Genomic DNA, 21578 nt, shown 5'->3' on the forward strand with positions numbered 1-21578 from the left:
TCCGGAGTTCTCTTAGGTAAGGACTAGGTAACGACGTCTGGCTGCTGCCGACCCGTGCGGGCGCGAATCTGGGCAAGGTGATCGGCCAGTTGAATCTGCTCAGCCAGGGCCACCTGGGGATCCAAGCCATGCCGGGCGGGATCCAGCTCCAGTCGCTCTAGGTATACCCGCAGAGTGGCTCCTTGGGTGCCCGTTCCCGAGAGACGGTAAATAACACGGGATCCATCTTCAAAGCCGATGCGGATCCCTTGGTTACGGGTGGTGCTGCCGTCCACGGGATCGGTATAGCTGAAGTTGTCGGCATAGGTCACCCTGTGGGATCCCAAACGCTGGCCCACCCACCCGGGCAGGGAGCGCTGCAGGTTTTCCATAAGGGCCTCGGCCACTTCCACCGGCAGGCCCTCGTAGTCGTGGCGGGAGTAGACGTTGCGTCCGTAGATGTGCCAATGTTCCTCCACGATCTGCCGCACCGGCTGCCGTCGGACGGCCAGAATGTTCAGCCAAAACAGGACGGCCCAGAGCCCATCTTTTTCGCGGATGTGGTGGGATCCGGTGCCGAAGCTCTCTTCCCCGCAGAGGGTCACTTTGCCGGCATCCAATAGGTTGCCGAAGAATTTCCAGCCGGTGGGGGTTTCGTAGCAAGGGATCCCCAACTTGGCTGCCACCCGATCCGCCGCTTGGCTGGTGGGCATGGAGCGGGCAATTCCCACCAAGCCCTCCCGGTAGCCGGGCACCAGGTGGGCATTGGCTGCCAGCACGGCCAAGCTGTCGCTGGGGGTGACGTAGAATTGGCGGCCCAGGATGAGGTTGCGATCCCCATCCCCATCGGAGGCCGCCCCGAAGTCCGGCCCGTCTTCCCGAAACAGCAGCTCCAGCAATGAGCGGGCATGCACCGGGTTGGGATCCGGGTGTCCGCCGCCAAAATCCGGCAGGGGCTGCCCGTTGAGCACGCTGCCCTCTGGCGCTCCCAAGGATCCCTGCAAAATGGCGCGAGCATAGGGGCCGGTGACGGCGTGCATGGCGTCGAAGGCGATACGGATCCCAGAGGCCAGGTAGTCGCGGATGGCGTCGAAATCGAACAGGCGCTGCATCAGGCCCAAGTAATCGGCCACCGGGTCGATGACGGACACCGTCAGGGATCCCAGCCGTTGCTCGCCCAAGCACTCCAGATCGACATCGGCAGCTTCCAGGATGCGGTACTCCCGGATCTGCTGGGTACGAGCGTAAATGGCCTCGGTCAGCTTCTCCGGGGCAGGGCCGCCGTTGCCGATGTTGTACTTGATGCCGAAGTCCCCTTCTGGGCCGCCGGGGTTGTGGCTGGCCGAGAGAATGATCCCCCCATAGGCCCCGTATTTGCGGATGAGACAGGAGACCGCCGGCGTGGAGAGGATCCCTCCCTGCCCCACCAGTACCCGCCCCATGCCGTTGGCCGCCGCCATCTTGAGCAGAACCTGAATGGCCTCCCGGTTGTGGTAGCGGCCATCTCCTCCCACCACCAGAGTTTGGCCGGCGGATCCCTCGAGGACATCAAAAATGGATTGGAGGAAGTTTTCCAGGTAATGGGGCTGCTGAAACACGGGCACCGGCTTGCGCAGCCCAGAAGTGCCGGGTTTTTGGCCAGGGAAGGGAGTTGTGGGAACGATGCGCAGGCTCATAGGCTGCCGGAAATGCTGCTTGCCCTTCTACTATCTCATCTATCTCCCCCTTGGGCGGGGTTCGGGCGCAGAGTCCTTTCCCCTCCTCCACTTGATGGATGGGATCGAGCTCAGTTTTCAATCGCCTGGCTTAACCACCCACTCCACCGGCGTTTTGCTGGGATCGGGCAACTTCAGCGAGAACAGCCCCGCCGCCAAGATCAACAGGGTAGAAAACCAAAGGCAGCCCACCAAGCCATAAAGCTGGAAGAGGATCCCGGAGGTCACCGTCCCCAGCAGGCGCCCACCGGAATTGGCCATGTAGTAAAAGCCCACGTTGAGGGCGACATCGTCATCTTCTGTATAGGCCAACACCAGGTAGGAGTGCACCGCCGAGTTGAAGGCGAAGACGATCCCAAAGAGGATGAGGCCGCCGGTCACCACCCATTCCGGCGGCAGGCCGGCCATAAAGGCGGTGGCAATGAGCGCCGGCACTGCCGTCAAGGTCAACGTCCAGATCTGAATGGTGCGGGCCTTGGGCGCGCGGCCCGGGCGCCCCCCCCCCAACAGTTGCGGCGCTACAAACTGAATAAAGCCATAGCCGATAACCCAGATGGCCATGTAGCTGCCCACCTGCATAAACGTCCAGCCCAGCTCGTCGTAGAGGAACACCGGCAGGGCCACCACAAACCACACATCCCGCGACCCAAACAGGAAAAAGCGGGCCGCCGAGAGAAGGTTGATCTCTTTGCTCTTGGAAAAGAGGCGCTTGAAGGGGATCTTGGCCTTGACCTTGCCCATATCCGCCGGCAGTAGCACCCCCGAAGAGAAGATCAAAGCCAGCGCCCCCGCCTGCACGAAGTTGGCCATGCGGAAGCCCATGGGATCCCCGTAGATCTCGGTGAAGATCTGCAGCAGGGCCGCCCCCACAAAGAACCCCACCCCCTTGAGGGCGTTCTTGGATCCCGTCAGCATGGCCACCCAGCGGAACAGGCGGGACTCGGCCTCCTTGGGCACCACCAGGCGGATGGCGCTTTTGGAACTCATCTTGGTGAGATCCTTGGCGATCCCGGCCAGGGCCTGGGCCGTCATTACGTAGGCCACCTGGCCCCAGATCGGCCACTGCAGGTTGATCACCCCCAGCATCACCAGGCCGAAGATCTGAATGGCAATGCCCCCGTACAGAGTGAGCCGCAGGCCAAACAGGGATCCAATCCAGCCGCCCAGAAAGTTGGTGATCACCCCGAAGATCTCGTAGAAGAGAAACAGCATGGCAATCTGAATCGGGGTGAAGCCCAACTTGTGGAAGTGCAGCAGCACCAACATGCGGATGGCGCCGTCGGTGATGGTAAATCCCCAGTAGGCGGCGGTTACTAGGGCATAGTTGCGCACTGCGGCAGCTTGGGCACTTGAGACAGCAGTCATGGGCAGGTCTCCTCTATAAGCTGAGAGCCACTTTGCGGGCCAATTCCGCCATGCGGTTGGCGTAGCCCCATTCGTTGTCGTACCAGGCCAGGATCTTCACCTGGGTGCCGTCCACCACCATGGTCGAGGGGGCATCCACAATGCTGGAGCGGGGATCCCCCTTGAAATCCACCGAGACAAGGGGCAGCTCCTCATAGCCGAGGATGCCCTTGAGTTCCCCCTCGGCTGCAGTCTTCAAGAGGTGATTGACTTCTTCCACGCTGGTGGGCCGCCTCACCTCGAACACGGCGTCGGTCAAAGAGGCATTCAGCAGGGGCACGCGCACCGCAAGGCCGTTGAGCTTGCCGTTGAGCTCAGGGTAGATGAGGCCGATGGCCTTAGCCGAGCCGGTGGTGGTGGGCACCAAAGACAGCAGAGCCGAGCGCGCCCGCCGCAAATCCTTGTGCGGGGCATCCACCATACTTTGGGTGTTGGTGACGTCGTGGACGGTGGTGATCACCCCGTGTAGGATGCCGATCCCCTCGTGGATGACCTTCACCAAGGGGGCCAGGCAGTTGGTGGTGCAGGAGGCGGCTGTGAGCAAATGGTGGCGGCCCGGATCGTAGAGGTGGTCGTTGATGCCCATGACGATGTTGAGGGCCGCCTCATCCTGGACGGGGGCAGCCACAATGACCTTGCGCACCCCCGCTTTGAAGTAGGCGTCCAGTTCTGCCGCCTTGACAAATTTGCCTGAGCACTCCAGCACCAGGTCGATCCCCAAATCGGCCCAGGGGACTTCGCCAGGAGATTTGTACTCGCTGAAGGTGAGGGCTTTGTCTTGGATGCGCAGCCCTTGGCCGGATGCCTCGATGTCGATGTTCCAGCGGCCCTGCACCGAGTCGAACTTGAGCAGGTGAGCTGCGGTGGCAGGCCCGCCTTTGATCTCGTTGATGTGGGCAAATTCCAGCTCCGGCCAGCCCCAAGCCGCCCGCAACACCAACCGTCCGATGCGGCCAAAACCGTTGATGCCCACCCGCACTGCCATGTTGATTGATCCCAAAATCGTTCAGTAGGGATCCCGCCTTTTCAAATGAAGATCCCGCCTCGACATTACCAGAACGCCCCACTCATTTCAAGACAAGTTGATGGAACCCACAAGGGATCCGCTGGGGTGGTGGGCATCGACAACAGGGTTCCTCCCCCAGCCGTTTTACATCAAATAAACGGTTGCGCCCAACCCGGCAAGCGGTGACCTAAGCTGGGAAAAGTCGTGCGTTTCTGGATGTGCCCTCGCCGCCTCAGCCTTCTGTGCCGGATGACTTTCCTCCCCTCCCCCCGCCCCCTCCCCGCTCTCCGGCCTTGAGGGTGGTGGAAACAGCTTTTTTGGCCAGCACCGCCGCTTTGATCTGGATCTTGAGCTACACGCCGCTGGCTCCCTTTATGCGTCTGTTTTTCCCCATTCCGGTGGCGCTGGCGGTGATGCGCTGGGATCCCCGCACCGGGGCGATGGCCCTGGTGGTCTCCGCCCTGTTGCTGACAGTGCTGATGGGGCCCACGCGCAGCATTCTCTACGTCATTCCCTATGGCCTGCTGGGCTACGGGTGTGCCCGCCTCTGGCAGCAGCGCTTCTCTTGGTATGTCTCGGTAGCCAGCGGCGCTGCCCTCAGCGCTTTCGGCCTGGTTTTCCAGTTGTTGCTCTCCTCCCTGCTAGTGGGGGAAAACCTCTGGACTTACGTGACCATCCAACTCACTGGCCTGACCAACTGGCTGCTGGATGTGTCCCTGGCCAGACTAGGGGTGTACTGGGTGGCGGAACCCTGGATGGTTCAGGTGGTGGTGGTGGCATTCATCGCCTTTAACTCCCTCATCTATGTGTTCACGGTGCATCTGGTGGCCGCTCTGGTGATGGAGCATTTCCGCTGCCCGCTGCCGCCGCCACCGAAGTGGGTGCAATTTTTGCTGGATTAGCAGCCTCCCATACTTCTGAGATGGCCGCTGTCATGAGATAGACTTGTAAGCCCTACTCTTTTGGCCTTCCGTCCTGTTGCTGACTCCTATGAATCCCCTGCCCCCGCCCGCTCACCCCTACCAGTTCCGTGCCTTGGGCCTGATCAAGGGATCCCTAAAAGCGATCCCCAAGACCTATGCGCAGGCGATGTTGGTTGCCAGCGATGGCGTGGAGTATCCGGCCACCCCTGGCCGCGCCGAGCTGCTGCGTCCTTTCACCCACTGCATCGAGAGCGGCCACACCTACTGGTACTACGTGCAGCCACAGCCGCGGTCGGGAGGCGCCCTAGGTCTGAGCGTCATCCGCATTCTGGCTCTGCCGGAAGAGGAGGCAGATCCAGAGCTGGAGGATGAGCCTTTTTTGCCTGCCCCCGAAGATGCAGAGGAGGGCTTCAACATTCGCGGCATCGTCGAGCCCCACGATGGCTTTGTTGAGGTAACCGTGCGGCGCAAGCCCCAAGGGAACAAGCAATTTCCGCCCTTACAACTGCGCTTGGAGGGGTTTTTGCCAGGAGCTGTTGCGGGCGAGTTTTGGGATCTGTTAGCGGAGCGGGAGGGCCATGAGCTGCTGCTGGTGGATGGCAGCCGCCTCTTGACAGCAGTAGCCCAGCCTCAGAACCCCTCAGAATCGTGACGTCCTCCCGTCACTGACCGCAAGGAAAGTTAAAATTCTCAAAACAAAGAGTTTCCTGACTGATGGTGTCTGCTGCCGGCTTGTCCCAACGGGTCGCCCATCTATCCTCGTCGCCCACGTTGTCCATTACAGCTCTGGCCAAAGCCATGCAGGCAGAGGGTGTGGATGTGTGTAGCTTGAGCGCCGGCGAGCCGGACTTCGATACACCTGAGCACATTCGGGCGGCGGCCATCCGCGCCCTGGAAGAGGGCAAAACCCGCTACGGCCCCACCGCCGGGATCCCCGCCCTGCGCCAGGCGGTGGCGGACAAGTTGCGGCGAGAAAACGGCTTGGACTACAGCCCCGACCAGATCCTGATTAGCAACGGCGGCAAGCAAACCCTGTTTAACCTGGCCATGGTACTCCTGGATCCCAGCGACGAGGTGATCCTGCCCGTCCCCTACTGGGTCAGCTATCCCGAGATGGTGGCTTTGGCGGGGGCCAAGGTGGTGCGGGTGCAGACAGAAGAGGCTCAGGGGTTCAAACTCACCGCCGCCCAACTGCGCCAGGCCCTCACCCCCCGCAGCAAGTTGCTCATCCTCAACTCGCCGGCCAACCCCACCGGCGCCGTTTACCATCGGCAGGAGCTGGCAGCCTTGGCCGAGGTGATCCTGTCTGTCCCCCATCTGTATGTGGTCTGCGACGAGATCTACGAAAAGCTGATTTACGGACAAGCCTGCCACATCAGCCTGGGATCCCTTTGCCCTGACTTGGTGCCACGAGTGATCCTCAGCAGCGGCTTTGCCAAAGCCTATGCCATGACCGGCTGGCGGGTGGGCTACTTGGCCGGGCCCAAGCCCATCATCGACGCCGCCATCAACCTGCAAAGCCACAGCACCTCCAATGTCTGCACCTTTGCCCAGTACGGCGCCCTGGAAGCCCTGACCAGCCCCCTGTCGGCAGCGGCGGTGGAAAAAATGCGGCGAGAATTTTGGCAGCGGCGGGATCTGATGCTGGAGGGGATCCGCGCTCTGCCGGGAGTGACTTGTCCAGAGCCGGAGGGCGCCTTTTATGTGTTTGTCAACATCGGCCAAACCGGGCTAAGTTCGGTGGAGTTCTGCCAACGGCTGCTCCAAGAACATCACGTCGCCGCCGTGCCGGGCCTGGCCTTCGGGGCAGATGCCTACATCCGCCTTTCCTATGCCGCCGATCGCGCCACCCTGGAAAAAGGGCTGCAGCGGCTGCACCGGTTTGTGTCTTCCCTTTGAGGATCCAATTTGAGGATTGATAAAGAGCTGATCCAGCGGATGGATCCCTGTAGGCCATCCTCAGCCGCGCAGTCCCTATCTAAGGTGTAAACACTATTGCTTAACCCTAGCTATAGTGTTAGGGGATGGGCTACGAGGGGGATAACGCATGTCTGGCAGAACGGCGCTTGTCATCACCGTCGCCTGCTTGAGTGGGGGATCCGGAAAGACCACAGCCGCCCTCAACTTGGCCATCATGCTGGCAGAGCACGGCAAGACCTTGGCCGTCGATTTTGATCCGCAGGGCAACCTGAGCCAGTGGCTGGGCTGGACAGATTTGTCGGAGTCGGCCACCATTGCCGAGACGATTTTGCCAGGGGCGGATCGGGTTCACATTCGGGAGATCATTCGTCCGCCGCTGAATGAGGATCGCCAGGAGCGGCTGTGGCTGGCCCCCAGCGACTACAGCCTGTCGCGAGCGATGGACGCGATTGTGATGGAGCCGGGGCGGGAGCTGTTTTTGAAGCGGGCTTTGCGACCGATTTTGTCGGAGTATGACTTTTTGGTCATCGACAGTCCCCCCTCGAAAGGGCTGCTCACCTACAACAGCATTCTCAGCGCCGATCTGTTGGTGGTGCCGACGGAATGCACCCAAAAAGGGGTGATGGGGGCCCTGAGTACCCTGGTGCTGCTGAAGGAATTGGAGGAGCTGGATTTTCAGGTGCCCAAGTTTCTGGGGGTGCTCCCCACCCGGGAGCAATGGGTGGGCAACAACCGCACCAAAATGTCGCGGGCAGCGGTGGAAGCCCTGGCGGAAATGATGCAAGGGATCCCCATTTTTACCCCGGTGCGGCAAAGCACGGTGGTGCAGCAAACCAACAGTATGGGCTGGTCGTTGGCAGAGGCCGGAGAAGAGGTTTTGGCCCAACCTTATCGCGAGATCCTTGAGGCGGTGTTGAGGTCTCGCTAAGATGGCTACCACCAAAAAGACCCCCAAGAAAAAATTGCCCACTGGCCCTACCAAGGCCGATCTGCTCTCGCGCATGGGGGTGAATAAACAGCCAGAGCTGCCCGAACCTGTGCCTGTCGATTGCGTGGATGCTCCGCACCGTCCCAAAGACAACAAAGAGACACAGCCTCTGGATCTGCCTCGCCCTGGGGCAGTGAGTGTCGAGCCGGAGCAATCTCCCGTGGCCTCGCCCCGTCAGGGCTGTGCTGCCAGAACCCCGCCAGAGGCAGAGCGGATCCCTCTTTTGGCCGATGCGCCCTTCCCACCTGAAGCGCCTTCTCTGGGTGGAGATCTTGACGTGGATCCTCTGCCCGTCCTGTCGCCGGCTCCGGTCGAGCAGGTCAACCCGGCCAAATGGGCTACGCTGCCGACTGAAGGGCAAGCCGAGCTTCTGCCCCCTGCCACCACCTGTACCGGCGATGGAGTTCACCAAAACGGTGCCGCCAAGCCAGCGGATCCCCGCGAGGCCCTCGATGCCCAACTGGGCCTGCAAAAGCTCACCCTCAAATGGTCTATCAAGAGAGTACAAAAGCTGGGATCCCTGCAAAGCACCACCGGGCTGCCGGGCGAGATTTTGCTGGAAGTCCTGCTGGATCATTGGGAACGACTGCCCAAAGCATTGCAACAAGAGTGCCTGCTGCAGGCCCATCGCATTCGCGTGGAACGGCTGGTGGTCAGCCAAAACTTCACCATCGCCACCATTGAGCAACTGCTGAGCAACTGTTGAACGAGACCCATTGATCCCGATCCGCTCGGGTGGGAATTCCGCTCCAAAGGATCCCTGTCCTCGAGTGCCAGGCAACGGTAGAACCAAGTCCTGTGCTACGGTCAGAGTAGGTTACCCCCAGCTTTTCAGCCTGTGCTCCCTCCCCCGCTAGCGGACGGCCATCCCAGCCTTTTTCATTTCTACTCCTCGCTAGAGCTCTCCATCGTCTGCGAAGCAACAGCAGGGCCGCAAGGGGAGTGCCATCGCTATTTTTTAAGGGTCGCGTAGCGTCAGCGCGCTGTGAGACGAGCGGGTTTTGATTGGAGCAGTAACTTTTCATGAAAGCAGTAGATTTGGCCAACGCTATCCAGCAACGGCGCACCTTTGCCATTATTTCTCACCCCGATGCCGGGAAAACCACGCTTACGGAAAAGCTTTTGTTGTACGGGGGGGCGATTCAAGAAGCGGGGGCTGTAAAGGCCCGCCGCGCCCAAAAGCGGGTTACCTCCGACTGGATGGAGCTGGAAAGGCAGCGGGGCATTTCCATTACCTCGACCGTGTTGCAGTTTGACTACCGCAACATTCGCCTCAACTTGCTCGATACTCCCGGCCACCAAGACTTCAGCGAAGATACCTACCGCACCCTGGCGGCGGCTGATAACGCTGTGATGCTGGAAGATGCCGGCAAAGGGCTAGAACCCCAGACCCGCAAGCTGTTTGAAGTCTGTCAACTGCGGAAGTTGCCGATTTTTACCTTCATCAACAAGATGGATCGCCCCAGCCGGGATCCCTTGGAGCTAATGGACGAAATTGAGACTGAGCTCGGCCTCAAGCCCTATCCTGTAACCTGGCCGATTGGCTCAGGGGAGCGCTTTACAGCTTTGTTTGACCGACGCACGCAGGAGTTTCATTTCTTTGAGCGGGTCTCGCGGGGACGGCTGCGGGCCAAAGAAATGGTCATCAAGCTGGGGGATCCGCAAATTGAAGACTTGGTTGAAAAAGATCTCTATTACCAATTCAAAGAAGAGCTGGAGCTGTTGGATGGCCTCATGCCCAGCTTGGATCTCAATCAGGTTCATGCTGGCAAGCAAACGCCGGTCTTTTTCGGCAGCGCCATGACCAATTTTGGGGTGGAGCTGTTTCTCAATGCGTTTCTGGAGTATTCTCTACCGCCAATGCCCCACGAGAGCACGGCAGGGCTGATCCCACCCGAACATCCTGAGTTTACCGGCTTTGTCTTTAAGCTGCAGGCCAATATGGATCCCCGCCACCGGGATCGCCTTGCTTTTGTGCGCATCTGCTCCGGCAGGTTCGAGAAGGACATGGTGGTCAACCATGCCCGCCTCAACCGCCCCATCCGCCTCTCCTATCCCCAAAAATTGTTTGCTCAAGAGCGCATCTCCATCGATGAAGCCTATCCTGGCGATGTCATCGGCCTCAACAACCCCGGCATCTTCAGGATTGGGGATACCCTCTACACCGGCCCGAAGTTGCGCTACGCCGGGATCCCCAGCTTTTCGCCGGAGCTGTTTGCCTATTTAAAAAATCCCAACCCCTCCAAGTTTAAGCAGTTCCAGAAAGGGGTATCAGAGCTGCAGGAAGAGGGAGCGGTGCAGATGATGTACTCCCTCGACGAGTCCAAACGGGATCCGATTGTGGCCGCAGTGGGCCAGTTGCAGTTTGAGGTGCTGCAGTACCGCCTGGAACATGAGTACAACGTCGAAACCCGGCTGGAGATGCTGCCCTACACGCTGGCCCGCTGGGTAGAGAATGGCTGGGAAGTTCTGGAGAACATCCCCAGCCTGTTTAACACCCTTATCGTCAAAGACATTCAAGATAGGCCCGTTCTCCTCTTTAAAAACGAGTGGACCTTGCAGCAATTCATCAGCAGCAACCCCAAAATCAAGCTGAGCAAAATCGCCCCCCTTGAGGATCTCAGTCCAGAGTCCAATGGCAGCCTGTAGAGGCATCCTAAAGAACTCTCCTCCCATCCGATGGTCTGACCGCAGCCCTGTCCATCTAGCCTTGACGCTCTTAATTTTCTGGGCAAGCTGCTTGGGCGCGGATCCCAGATTTTTGTAACCCAGGCGGCTCAGCCATGTCTTTTTCCTCAAGTGCCGGATCGGATCCCTACTGCTTGGAAGCGGCTGCCAGTGCCGAGGCACCGCTTTGCGACCGCTCGTTGTGGGGGCTGGATCCCCAGGCCATTTTTTTGAATCACGGCTCTTTCGGTGCGACCCCGAAAAAGGTGTTGCAGGCCCAAAGTGCTTGGCAAGAACGCCTAGAGGCCCAGCCGGTGCAGTTTATGGGGGAAGAGCTGCCGCGGGCTTTGCGGGCGGCGGCGGCAGAGCTGGCCCAGTTTGTCGGGGCCGAACCGGAAAATCTCGTGTTTGTGGAAAATGCCACTGGCGGCATCAACACGGTGTTGCGCTCGCTGTCGTTTCGGCCAGGGGATCAGATTGCCTGTACCAACCATGGCTACGGGGCTGTCCGCCAGGCGTTGCGCTATGTCTGTGAACGCTGGGGGGCCGTGCTGGCGGAAGCGCAGATCCCCTTCCCCATTGCGGGGCCGGAGCAGGTTCTGGCAGCGTTTGCAGCCATTCTCACCCCCCAGACTCGGCTGGCGGTCGTGGATCACCTCACCTCGCCCACGGCCCTGATCTACCCCTTGGCGGAGCTTGTTGGCCTCTGTCGGCAGCGCGGGATCCCGGTCTTGGTGGACGGAGCCCATGCGCCGGGGGTTCTCCCGTTGGAGTTGGAAAGCCTAGGAGCCGATTGGTACACCGGCAACGCCCACAAGTGGCTGTTTGCCCCCAAAGGCTGTGCCTTTCTGTGGGCGGCCCCCCACCGCCAGGCCCAAACCCATCCCCTGGCCATCTCCCACGGCTATGGGCAAGGGTTCACAGCCGAGTTCGACTGGGTGGGCACCCGCGATCCCAGCGCTTGGCTGGCCATCTCGGCAGCCCTGGCCTTCATCCGGGAGCTGGGGGTGGAGAGGCTGCGCCGGTACAACCACACGCTGCTGCTGCAGGCGCGGCAGTTGCTCTTGGAAAAACTGGAAGGGATCCCACCCGCCCCTGAGAAGATGTTGGGCTTCATGGCGACCCTGCCCTTGCCACCCTTCTGGCAACAGTGGATCCCGGAGCTGCCCTTGGCGGAGCGGGCCCGCCGCCTGCACGACTACCTCTGGCAGATGCACCGCATCGAAGTTCCCATCATTCCCTTTGCCGGCCAGCTTTGGGTGCGCATCTCGGCCCAGGTTTACAACCATTTGGCTGAGTACGAACAGTTGGCGCTGGCCTTGCAGCGGTTGCCGAAGTGATGTGCGCCCTCACCCCCAACCCCTCTCCCAGAAGGAGAGGGGAGATGGGGTTGAGAAAGAGTTTTGCTGTTCTATCCGCCCTGGGTTTGGGCTGCCGGGAAAGTTCGGCTAGAGTCAGATCAGTAGCTGCGTTCACTTCTTGCTCGGATCCCCATGCTCTCTCCGGCTGCCATGCAAGCCCATCTAGGCCCCATCGATCTGGATCGCCTGCTCACGCCTGAGATCCAGCGGCCAGCCCGCTACTTGGGGAAAGAATTCGGCGCCGCCCACCGCCCCTGGGACTCGGCGCGGGTGCGTTGGGTGCTGAGCTACCCGGAGCTGTACGAGGTGGGGGCTTCCAACCTAGGCCACATCATTCTTTACAACATCCTCAACGCCCAGCCGGATCAGTTGTGCGACCGCACCTATCTGCCAGGCCCGGATTTGGCGGCCCGGATGCGGCAGTTGCGGATCCCGCTGTTTGCCGTAGAATCGCGCCGCCCCTTGCGCGCTTTCCATATTATCGGCTTCAGCCTGGCCTACGAGCTGGGGGGCACCAACATCCTGGAGATGCTGGATCTGGCCGGGATCCCGCTCAAATGGTGGGAACGGCAAGCCTTCACCCCGCAAGAGTGTCCCCTGATCTTTGCCGGTGGGCCGACCGCCACCTCCAACCCAGAGCCCTTTGCCGACTTTTTTGACTTCTTCGTCTTTGGGGATGGGGAAGAGGTACTGCCGGAGATCGGCCAGGTCTTGGCCGGATCCCTGCACAAGCCCCGCCGAGAAGTGCTCTTGGAATTGGCCCAGGTGCCGGGGGTGTACGTGCCCCAGTTTTACGAGGGGATCCCGCCCCGACCCATCGTGCCCGGCGTGCCGGAGCGTATTCGCCGCCGCGTAGCGCTGCCCCAACCCCAATACGCTGTCGGCCTGGTGCCTTTGGTGGAGACCGTCCACGACCGCCTGGTGATGGAAGTGCGGCGGGGCTGTACCCGCGGCTGTCGCTTTTGCCAACCCGGCATGCTCACCCGTCCAGCCCGCGATGTGGAGCCGGAAGCAGTAGTGGAAGCAGTGGTGCAGGGCCTGCGCAAAACCGGCTACAACGAATTTTCCCTCTCCTCCCTCAGTTGCTCCGACTACCTTTCCCTGCCGGCGGTGGGGGCCGAGCTGCACAACCGTCTCCTTGGCCAGCAGGTTGCGCTCTCGCTGCCCAGCCAACGGGTGGATCGCTTCGATGGGCAAATTGCCGCCATCATGAAGGGATCCCGCCGCTCGGGGCTGACTTTTGCCCCAGAAGCCGGTACCCAACGGCTGCGGGACATTATCAACAAGGGCCTCACCGACGCCGACCTGATTCGCGGCATCCGCACCGCCGTCCAAGAGGGCTGGGACAAAATTAAGCTTTATTTCATGATTGGCCTGCCCGGCGAGACCGACGCCGATGTGCTGGGGATCGCCCGCACGGTCGAGATGCTGCAGCGGGAGTGCGCTGCCCTGGGCCGCAAGCGGGTGGAATTTACCCTCACCCTCTCCAACTTCACGCCCAAGCCCCACACCCCCTTCCAGTGGCACCGGGTAGACTACGCCGACGTGCAGCGCAAGCAGGGCCTGCTGCAAAAAGAGCTGCGGCGGCTGCGGGGGGTCAAGGCCCACTTCACCGATATCCGCTTCAGCATCCTAGAAGACTTTATCGGCAAGGGGGATCGCTCCCTGGGCCGCATGATCGAGCAGGCCTGGCGGGCCGGCGCCGGCCTGGACGCCTGGTGGGAAAACATCGACGCCGCCTATGCCGCCTGGGTGAAGGCCTACTGCGGCGAAGCCGTGGATCCCAGCGCCGATCCGGTCGCCCTCTGCGCCCATCTCCCCATGCGCGAGCTGGGTTTGGAGGATCCCTTGCCCTGGGATCACATCGATACCGGCATCGACAAAAAATGGCTGCAGAAAGACTACCACCGCGCCCTGGAAGCCATCACGGTGGAAGATTGTTCCTTTGAGAAGTGCTCCGCCTGCGGCATCTGCGGCCCCGGCTTTGGCCACAACATCGTCATCCCGCCCCCGCCCGTCCCGCCCCTGCAAAGCCGGCCCACCCCCACCCCGGATCCCCTGGAGCCGCAGCCGCCCGCCCAGCGCTTCCGCATCACCTACGGCAAAACCGGGGATCTGCGCTGGCTGGGCCACCTGGATCTGATGCGGCTGTGGGAACGGGCTTGTCGGCGAGCGGGGCTACCTCTGGCCTTCAGCGGCGGCTACCACCCCATGCCCCGCCTGGCCAACGCCAACGCCCTACCCATTGGCCAGGAAGGCTATGGAGAGATCCTCGATCTGGAGTTGCTGGAGCGGCCTGAGGGGCCCGTCACCCCTGAGGAACTGCGCGCCCTTCTGAGCGAACAACTGCCCCCTGAACTCTCCATCCGAGCCATCCAAGCGATCGGCCTGCGGGATCCCTCGGCCACCGAAGCCGTCTATGCTGCCGAATATCAGCTCACTGTAAGTTGCGAGTCGCCCACTGCCGACTGGCCGGCCTGGGTCACCCAGATCCTGGATGCGCGCGAGATCTGGATTGAGAAACGCTCCAAGTCGGGCAAATCCGATCCCTTCAATGCCCGTGCCCTGCTCTACTACCTGGAGTTTCAGGGCTTGGCCCCCGACGGCAGCGCCCACCTTCTCTACCGCGGCAGTTGCCGCAACGACGGCGCCTACCTACGGCCCAACCAACTGGTGCAAATGGCCGAGTCCCTGGGGTTGCCCTGCTGGACGTTGCAGACGGCCAAGCGGCTGCGCCTGTTGTGGGAACACCCCCTGTCCGATCAGGATTAAGGATTTCCCAGGGGAGCAGCCCAGCTGTTGAGATCCGGTCGCATCAGCGTTGCGCGGCAAAATGGCCAAGTGCCTATCTGGGCTGAGGGATCCCACAAGCGCTATAATGCTGCTACTACTGGCTCCTGCCGCTGTGGGGCTTGCCGAGCATCAACCTGACCGAAGGCGGAGCGAGCAGCAGGCAAAGGTTGGGCCGGGTTTTGGAATGGAGACACTCTTAGCTCAGTACCCGGGGCAAGTAACAGGCACGGCGGGGTCAAACCATAGGTGAACAGAGGGATCTGACCGTTTGACCTAGCCCGGGCTATATCTTAACCCTGAGAAGGTGCTTCTTTCCACGTGCAAACCCCGTCTTGTTGTTGGCTCAGGCTGGGGTCGCACAATTGGGGTTCTGCAAGGAGCCAGCGTCCCATCTCCCGAGGCGGAGCCGTCATGCTTACTGAGCCTGTCGATTGAGCCCATCCATGAATCTCCATGCAAACCTCACCCCATTCATGCATCTCCACCGATGAGCTTTCGTTGCAAGCAGCAGAAGCCCCGCGCTGGACTCGCCAGGGCCAGCATCGGGTAGTTCACCTGAACTTAACTCGCCTCACCCCTTGGATGAGGAAGCTAATCGGTTCTATTCCGTCAGAGCAGAGCTTAGGGTAATAGACAACTCCATGATGAGTCGATCTTGGTTAAAGAAACTTGAGCGGATCCCGGCCAAAGGACGACGCCTCGCCCGAATGAGGGTTCAGTCCGCAACCGCGTGCCCTTGGGGCGGGGAGGAGGGTTAATGCCCAGGCAGATCGTCATTGCCGAGCAACATCGAGTGGCAGCCGTCTTCGCCGAAGACCAAGTGCAGGAGCTGATCGTCGCCAGCGGCGCTCACCAAGTGGGGGATGTTTACGTCGGGATCATCGAGAACGTTCTGCCCAGCATTGATGCCGCTTTTGTCAACATCGGCCCCGCCGAACGCAATGGCTTTATCCATGTCAGCGACCTAGGCCCGCTGCGCCTCAAACGCAACCATGCCTCCATCTCCGAGTTGGTCTTGCCCCAGCAAAAGGTGCTGGTGCAGGTGATGAAAGAGCCCACCGGCAACAAAGGGCCAAGGCTAACCGGAGATTTGGCCTTTCCAGGGCGGTATTTGGTGTTGCGGCCCTACGGCAAAGGCGTTCACCTGTCCCGGCGCATCGAGGATCGGGAAGAACGCAACCGTTTGAAATCCCTGGCTATCTTAATTAAACCTCCGCAGATGGGCCTGCTGGTACGTACCGAAGCGGAGGGGGTATCCGAAGAGGCGATAATCGACGACCTGGAGCAGTTGAAAAAGCTCTGGGAAGATATTCAACAGCAGTATCAGGCGGCACGGGAGCCAGGCCTGCTCAGCCGGGACGATGATTTCATTCAGCGGGTGCTGCGGGATGTCTACTCGGAGGACGTGAACCGCATTGTTACCGACTCTGTTGCTGGCGCAAAGCGGGTGCGCAGCTATCTGCAAGGTTGGAACAAGGGCCAGATGCCGCCTGGCGTCGTGGTCGATGCCCACCGCGAGCCCACCCCCATCCTGGAGTATTTCCGGGTCAATGCGGTCATTCGCCAGGCGTTGCGGCCTCGGGTGGATCTGCCCTCCGGTGGCTACATCGTCATCGAGCCCACCGAGGCCCTGACGGTGATCGACGTCAACTCCGGCTCTTTCACCCAATCGGCCACCTCCCGCGAGACGGTGCTGTGGACCAATTGCGAGGCCGCCACCGAGATCGCCCGCCAATTGAGACTGCGCAACATTGCCGGTGTGATCGTGGTGGATTTTATCGATATGGATTCCCGCCGCGACCAGTTGCTGGTTTTGGAGCACTTCAACAAGGCCCTCTCCAGCGACAAAGCTCGCCCCCAGGTGGCCCAACTCTCGGAATTGGGTCTGGTGGAGCTGACCCGCAAACGGCAGGGGCAAAGCCTTTACGAGATCTTCGGCCATTCTTGCCCCACCTGCGAGGGGCTGGGGATCCTGGCCCGTCTGCCAGGGGCGGAGCCGGGACGGCTGCTGACCGTCGAAAGTGGCCTGACTGTAACACTGCCCAGCGAGGCGGAGGAAGGGGATGAGGAAGAGGCTGGCCCGATCCTGCCCCGCGATGGCAACGCCCAACGGGCCCGTCTGCGAGTCGGGAGCGATGGGTTGTCTCGAGGCGATAGTCGCGCGCTGCTGCGGCGGTCACGCTCTGCCCCCGGACAACGACGCCCCAGCCCGGATCCCTTTTCGCCCTTTGCTGCCTCGGTCGATCTGGAGGAGCCACGGGTTGAAACCGAACGCAAGCGCTCCCGCGAAGACTGGGGGGATCCCCGCGCCAGCCAGCGCCTCGTTGTGCGCAGCACGGATACGCCTGCCGAAGAGGAAACCCCGGAGCCGCTTGGGGAGGATCCCCTGCAGGGGGGTGGAGCAGAGCCAAAGCGCCGCGAACCCCGCCGTTCTGGCCGCGCCGAGGAGGCAGAACCCACCCTACGCAAGAGCCACACTGCCCCGGCCCGAGCTGCTGGCGCCAGCGGGACGGAGTCCTCAGAAGGCCGTCCAGCTCCGCCACGGCAAACCATCACCGTGGAGATGACCCCGCTGCAACAACGGGTCTACTCGGAGTTGGGGCTATCGCCGCTGTTGCTTCTGGATCAGCCGCCACCTTGGGGCCGCGACCTGGCGGTTAGGGTGGTTCTGCCGGGAACTGTCAAGGCGGAAACCAGGCCAGAGACTGAGGCCACTGCTCAGTCGGAGGAGTGGGTGCCCGAAGCGGATGCCTTGCAGGAGAAGGAGCCGGTGGATAACCTTCCCCCACCCGAAATCCCCTCTGCTGAATCGTTCCCATCAGCGGTGGGGAGCAGCTTGGCCGAGCCACCGGCGGAACAGGGGATCAGCCCTGCCCAGCAATCTCCGGCAGCCTCCAGGCGACGCCGCTCCCATAGCAGTTAGACCAGCCGGTTGAGCGCAGGAGCACGGTGGTCTGGTGGGTTGATGGCTCCAGGGCTGGCGTTGTGGGCAAGACGGCGAAGCCCAGTTTGGTTTGGGAGGGATCCCTTTGGCAACAGGGGATTCTCCGAGTGGCGGGGGTGGACGAGGTGGGGCGGGGGGCGCTGGCGGGGCCGGTGGTGGCAGCGGCGGTCATTTTGCCGGCCCAGATGGATCCCAAAACGCTGGAGGGAGTGAGGGATTGCAAACAACTGCGCCCGCCGCAGCGCACCCACTGGGCGGAGCGGATTCGCCAGGTGGCCCTGGCTGTGGGTATTGGCAGCGCCTCTGCCGCCGAGATCGACCAGCTCAACATTCGCCAGGCCACGCTGCTGGCCATGCAACGAGCGCTGGCGCAGGTGGGGGAAGTGGAGCACATCTTGCTGGATGGGTTGCCGTTGGCCGAGCTGGGATCCCGGCAGACGGCGCTGGTTAAAGGGGATCAGCTCAGCCTCTCCATCGCCGCCGCTTCCATCGTGGCCAAGGTCTGGCGGGATGCCCTGATGCAAAGCTGGGATCACCAGTACCCTGGCTACGGCTGGCGCACCAACGTGGGCTATGGCACGCAGGAGCACCGACTGGCGTTGCAAAACCTAGGGCCGACCCCGCAGCACCGCCGCAGCTTTTTCCCCTTGGCAGAAGGGAAAATCAGGCGATAAGATAGGTTATGCAATAGCGCTGCCCACGTAGCTCAGTGGACTAGAGCACTGGGTTCCGGTCCCAGGTGTCGGAGGTTCGAATCCTTTCGTGGGCGCTTCAAACGTACAGACGAGCCAAGTCCCTGCTGTAGGGCAGGGTGGGCATAACTTGCCATTGGGAACAGGAGCCAAAGCTGATTCAGGGGTGAACCACCCCATTGGCCTCAAACTCATATTCCTCAGGGGCGACCGGAACGCAGAGGGTTGATGGGCCAAACACTCGATCTCAAGGGCTTGCGGTCGGCTCTGGCAGCACGTAAACGGACTCCACCTGGCTCCCTGCTGCCGGCGCAGCCTGGATCGTGCCTTTTTCGATGTAATAGATGACCTTTTCTGCTTGCAACTGATTTTCCCCTTGGCGGATGGTGACCTGGCCCTCCAGCTCAATGCGTTGCTCCTGGCTGTAGTACACCGCTCTTTGGGCGCGGGCCGTGAGGCGCTCGGCAGGGAAGCTGAGGGTGACGTTGCCAGTGGCTATAAACACCCCCGTATTGGCATTGGCCTCCTGAACATCAGCGCTAATGCTGATGGCGCGCGGATTTTGCCCCCAGGCCGGGCCGGGGATCGCAAGCGCCACCACCACACCCATCGACCAGCCCAGCTCCCTCAGCCGGCCCAAAACCTTGCGATCGAGGTTGATCCCCAGTGCCATCCCATCACCTTGTCAAACCACCCCAGCAGCCAGTCTAGCCTGGGATCCCGGATCCCTTCTGACGGGGCAACGTGTTAATCGCTTCCATTTCCCCCCTTGGGCAGCCCTTGGGCCAGTTGCTTTTCCAGCTCGCTGACCCGCTGCAGTAACTGGCGGTTGGTTTCCAGCAGCTCCCGGGCTTGGCTGTTGAGATAGGGATCCGATTCCCACCAGTTGATCCCGATCTCCTTGGCCTTGTCCACCGAAGAGATCAACAGCCGGATGCGGACATTGAGCAGCTCCACATTGCCCACCGAAACGGTGATGTCTCCAGCAATAACAATGCCCTTATCCAGCACCCGCTCCAACACGTCGGCTAGCGAGGAGCCGTGAGTGGCCGTATTCAAGGGTTGAGAGCTAATCGGCACAGGGTTCATCGACCTCCAGAGCGCACCCACAGGCAGAAGACCTAGCCAGGCAGTTGGTCTAGCAGATAATTCAGCAACTGGGATCCCTCTTCATAGCGCTTGCCGGCCCGGGGCAACAGCACGTCGGCACACAAAGCGCGAAAGTCGGCATTGTCTTTGCTCACCGCCAGCTCGTGCTCCTTGACGATCCGCCCGATCATCAGACAACTGCGCAGGCTGGGGTGGCGGGTCAAATCCAGCTTGCGGCGAAAAGCCCGCACAATGTGCACGATCTTGAGCGCATCGGGGGCAGATAGACCAATGCGGGCAGTGAGGATCTCTTTTTCGGTCTCGATGTCCGGTTCCCCCATATCGATGGTGATCATCCGATCCAGCAGCGCATCTTGGGCCTTGTGAACCCCGGTGTATTCCTCTGGGTTAGAGGTAAAGATGGCCCGGAACTGGGGATGCACCCGCAGATATTCGGAGCGGTTGCTATCTGGCGGCAACACCAGCAGCCTCTCTTCCAAAGCGCTCAGGAGGGCGTTGTTGGCCTCAGGGCGGGAGCGGTTGAACTCGTCGTAGATGAGGGTAAAGCCCTCGCGGCAGGCCAAGGTGAGGCGGGCATCCACCCAGCGCTGCCGCACGTCTTCTTCCATTTTCACCACCGAGTGGATGAAATTATCCACCACCCGCCGATGGGTAAAGCCGGTGCGCCCGCCGATCAGGTCGGAAGAATCGAAGCGATCATCGCCGTAGATCAGCATGATGGGACGGCCCAGCAGGCTGGCCAGATGCATCGCCAGGGTAGTCTTGCCCGTGCCCGAAGGCCCCCGCAGATGCACCGCAAAACCCGATTGCAGATAGCGCAAAGCGCGGCGGGTAATCCGCTCGATGTAAGGAGTGTTCACAAATTGGCGGGGACGCGCCTGCAGAACCGTGGCCATAGCAATACCCAACTCTCAATTGCCTTGACGCTCTTGCCTTGACTATAGCCGCAACGGTCTTTTTGCGCTCCTAGGGACTGCGCTGGGCTCAGACCACAACCGTCGCTGACACCATACGCCGCAAGGTGGCCAAGATTTCCGAGGGATCCACCCCCAGATCCACTGCACCGCGGGCCAGCAGATCCCGCACCCGCTCCCGATCCCCGATCACCTGCAGCAACGTGACATCGGGATCCTGCGCTTGCAGGCTGGCCACATAGTCGTTGACGTAGGCCACGATGGGATCCGGCTCAGGGAAGGGCTCGGGCGGAACTGGCGGAGGTTCAGGTGGTGTCACAGGAGGAGGGGCTGTGTTGTCTGAGACTGGAACTACAGGCTCTGGTTGGGTAACCTCAGTCGAAATCGTTGCTGTAGCTTTGACCGAGCTCTCAGGCGGCTTATCACCCTCTTCAGATTCCTCAAGATCTGGGACAATGGGCCGATCCCCTGGGATCCCATTCCCCCACACCTGCTCGTGCAACGCCTTGCGGAAAGCTGTCAAAGCCTGCCGCAGAGCCTGGGCCTCTGCCCGCTGTTCTTGAGCAATCTGAGCCAGCTCCTGCTGCGCCAGTTGCCGCAAAGCTTGTACCCGTTGCCGCAACTCAGTATAGAAAGCCTGCCGCACTTGTCGGGTTTGGTTGGCCATGGCCTGCCGCGCCTGGGCACAGGTGCTCAGCAAGCTCTCCGCGGTCGCTGTCAAGTTGGCTTGAAAAGTCTGTAGCTCCTGCTGCTGGGCCTGCGATTGGGCGGCTCGTTCTTGGGCCATGCGAGAGAGAAGCTCCGCCACCGTTTTAGCCCGCTGCGCCGCAGCCGCCATGCGAGAATGCTCGTCCAAGGCTCGCTGCGCCGCCCGGCTCTGCTCCAGGTTGCGCAGTTGGCTGCGGGTTTGTTCTCTCTGCTGCCGTATTGCCTCTTGTCGTTCCTGGCAACGTTGTCTCAGCTCGGCCATCAGAGCGCGGTGCTGCTCCAGGCGCTGCTGCCGGGATCCGCCTAACAAACTTTGATTTTGAGCCGCCCGTCGGCTGCGGGCCGCGGCCCACTGTTCCTGCAAACTCATGGTGTGCAATCCCCTACGTCCTTCTCAATGCCTGGGCGAATGCAGTTCTCCGCTTTTTCCCAACTCGCTCTCCACCAGCACGGC

17 protein-coding genes and 1 tRNA gene are annotated in these 21578 nt (G+C 61.2%); 11 read left to right on the plus strand and 7 right to left on the minus strand.

The annotated features are described in order from the left end of the window. Positions 1–23: 23 nt before the first annotated feature. The 3 genes from NW851_RS05555 to NW851_RS05565 all read right to left on the minus strand — a co-directional run bounded on the left by NW851_RS05555 (position 24) and on the right by NW851_RS05565 (position 4083). Positions 24–1655 (minus strand): alpha-D-glucose phosphate-specific phosphoglucomutase, encoded by a 1632-nt coding sequence (locus tag NW851_RS05555; RefSeq protein ID WP_414333096.1) that lies wholly within the window; start codon positions 1653–1655, stop codon positions 24–26. 117 nt (positions 1656–1772) lie between these two features. Further along, positions 1773–3059 carry an organoarsenical effux MFS transporter ArsJ gene (arsJ, locus tag NW851_RS05560; protein WP_414337249.1) on the minus strand — a complete coding sequence of 429 codons (1287 nt, stop codon included), beginning with the start codon at positions 3057–3059 and terminating at the stop codon, positions 1773–1775. Positions 3060–3072: 13 nt separating this feature from the next. Further along, positions 3073–4083 (minus strand): ArsJ-associated glyceraldehyde-3-phosphate dehydrogenase, encoded by a 1011-nt coding sequence (locus NW851_RS05565; protein WP_414333099.1) that lies wholly within the window; start codon positions 4081–4083, stop codon positions 3073–3075. 239 nt (positions 4084–4322) lie between these two features. Between NW851_RS05565 and NW851_RS05570 the strand changes: the two genes are divergently transcribed. The 11 genes from NW851_RS05570 to NW851_RS05620 all read left to right on the plus strand — a co-directional run bounded on the left by NW851_RS05570 (position 4323) and on the right by NW851_RS05620 (position 18469). Beyond that, positions 4323–5006 carry a DUF2232 domain-containing protein gene (locus NW851_RS05570; RefSeq protein ID WP_414337250.1) on the plus strand — a complete coding sequence of 228 codons (684 nt, stop codon included), beginning with the start codon at positions 4323–4325 and terminating at the stop codon, positions 5004–5006. Between the two features lie 88 nt (positions 5007–5094). After that, a complete protein-coding gene (locus NW851_RS05575) occupies positions 5095–5679 on the plus strand; it encodes a hypothetical protein (RefSeq protein ID WP_414334451.1) in 585 nt (194 codons plus the stop codon). A gap of 62 nt (positions 5680–5741) precedes the next feature. Beyond that, on the plus strand, positions 5742–6926 hold the full coding sequence (locus NW851_RS05580) for a pyridoxal phosphate-dependent aminotransferase (RefSeq protein WP_414334453.1): 1185 nt from the start codon (positions 5742–5744) through the stop codon (positions 6924–6926). 148 nt (positions 6927–7074) lie between these two features. Continuing rightward, positions 7075–7875 carry a ParA family protein gene (locus tag NW851_RS05585; protein WP_414337251.1) on the plus strand — a complete coding sequence of 267 codons (801 nt, stop codon included), beginning with the start codon at positions 7075–7077 and terminating at the stop codon, positions 7873–7875. A 1-nt stretch (position 7876) separates the two neighbouring features. Continuing rightward, complete coding sequence (locus NW851_RS05590) at positions 7877–8641, plus strand: hypothetical protein (protein WP_414337252.1); 765 nt, start codon at positions 7877–7879, stop codon at positions 8639–8641. Between the two features lie 317 nt (positions 8642–8958). Further along, on the plus strand, positions 8959–10584 hold the full coding sequence (locus NW851_RS05595; protein WP_414337253.1) for a peptide chain release factor 3: 1626 nt from the start codon (positions 8959–8961) through the stop codon (positions 10582–10584). Between the two features lie 134 nt (positions 10585–10718). Next, positions 10719–11942 (plus strand): aminotransferase class V-fold PLP-dependent enzyme, encoded by a 1224-nt coding sequence (locus tag NW851_RS05600; protein ID WP_414337254.1) that lies wholly within the window; start codon positions 10719–10721, stop codon positions 11940–11942. A 153-nt stretch (positions 11943–12095) separates the two neighbouring features. Continuing rightward, entirely contained in the window at positions 12096–14735 is a 2640-nt protein-coding gene (locus NW851_RS05605; protein WP_414334462.1) for a TIGR03960 family B12-binding radical SAM protein, read from the plus strand. A 778-nt stretch (positions 14736–15513) separates the two neighbouring features. Further along, positions 15514–17679: an Rne/Rng family ribonuclease gene (locus tag NW851_RS05610; protein WP_414337255.1), complete on the plus strand. Its 2166-nt coding sequence runs from the start codon at positions 15514–15516 to the stop codon at positions 17677–17679. Positions 17680–17741: 62 nt separating this feature from the next. Beyond that, positions 17742–18374: a ribonuclease HII gene (locus tag NW851_RS05615; protein WP_414334483.1), complete on the plus strand. Its 633-nt coding sequence runs from the start codon at positions 17742–17744 to the stop codon at positions 18372–18374. Positions 18375–18395: 21 nt separating this feature from the next. Then, positions 18396–18469 (plus strand) — tRNA-Arg (locus NW851_RS05620). A gap of 170 nt (positions 18470–18639) precedes the next feature. Here the strand turns inward: NW851_RS05620 and NW851_RS05625 are convergent. The 4 genes from NW851_RS05625 to gvpC form a co-directional block, all read right to left on the minus strand. Continuing rightward, positions 18640–19065, minus strand: coding sequence for an LptA/OstA family protein (locus NW851_RS05625; protein ID WP_414334466.1), 426 nt, complete (start codon positions 19063–19065; stop codon positions 18640–18642). Between the two features lie 74 nt (positions 19066–19139). Next, complete coding sequence (locus NW851_RS05630; protein WP_414334484.1) at positions 19140–19472, minus strand: gas vesicle protein; 333 nt, start codon at positions 19470–19472, stop codon at positions 19140–19142. Positions 19473–19513: 41 nt separating this feature from the next. Beyond that, a complete protein-coding gene (gene gvpN, locus NW851_RS05635) occupies positions 19514–20398 on the minus strand; it encodes a gas vesicle protein GvpN (RefSeq protein ID WP_414334468.1) in 885 nt (294 codons plus the stop codon). 88 nt (positions 20399–20486) lie between these two features. Continuing rightward, a complete protein-coding gene (gene gvpC / locus NW851_RS05640) occupies positions 20487–21494 on the minus strand; it encodes a gas vesicle protein GvpC (RefSeq protein ID WP_414337256.1) in 1008 nt (335 codons plus the stop codon). Between the last annotated feature and the right edge of the window lie 84 nt (positions 21495–21578).

Origin of the sequence: Synechococcus sp. H55.7, from assembly GCF_047462395.1 — a bacterium.
Lineage (GTDB): Bacteria > Cyanobacteriota > Cyanobacteriia > Thermostichales > Thermostichaceae > Thermostichus.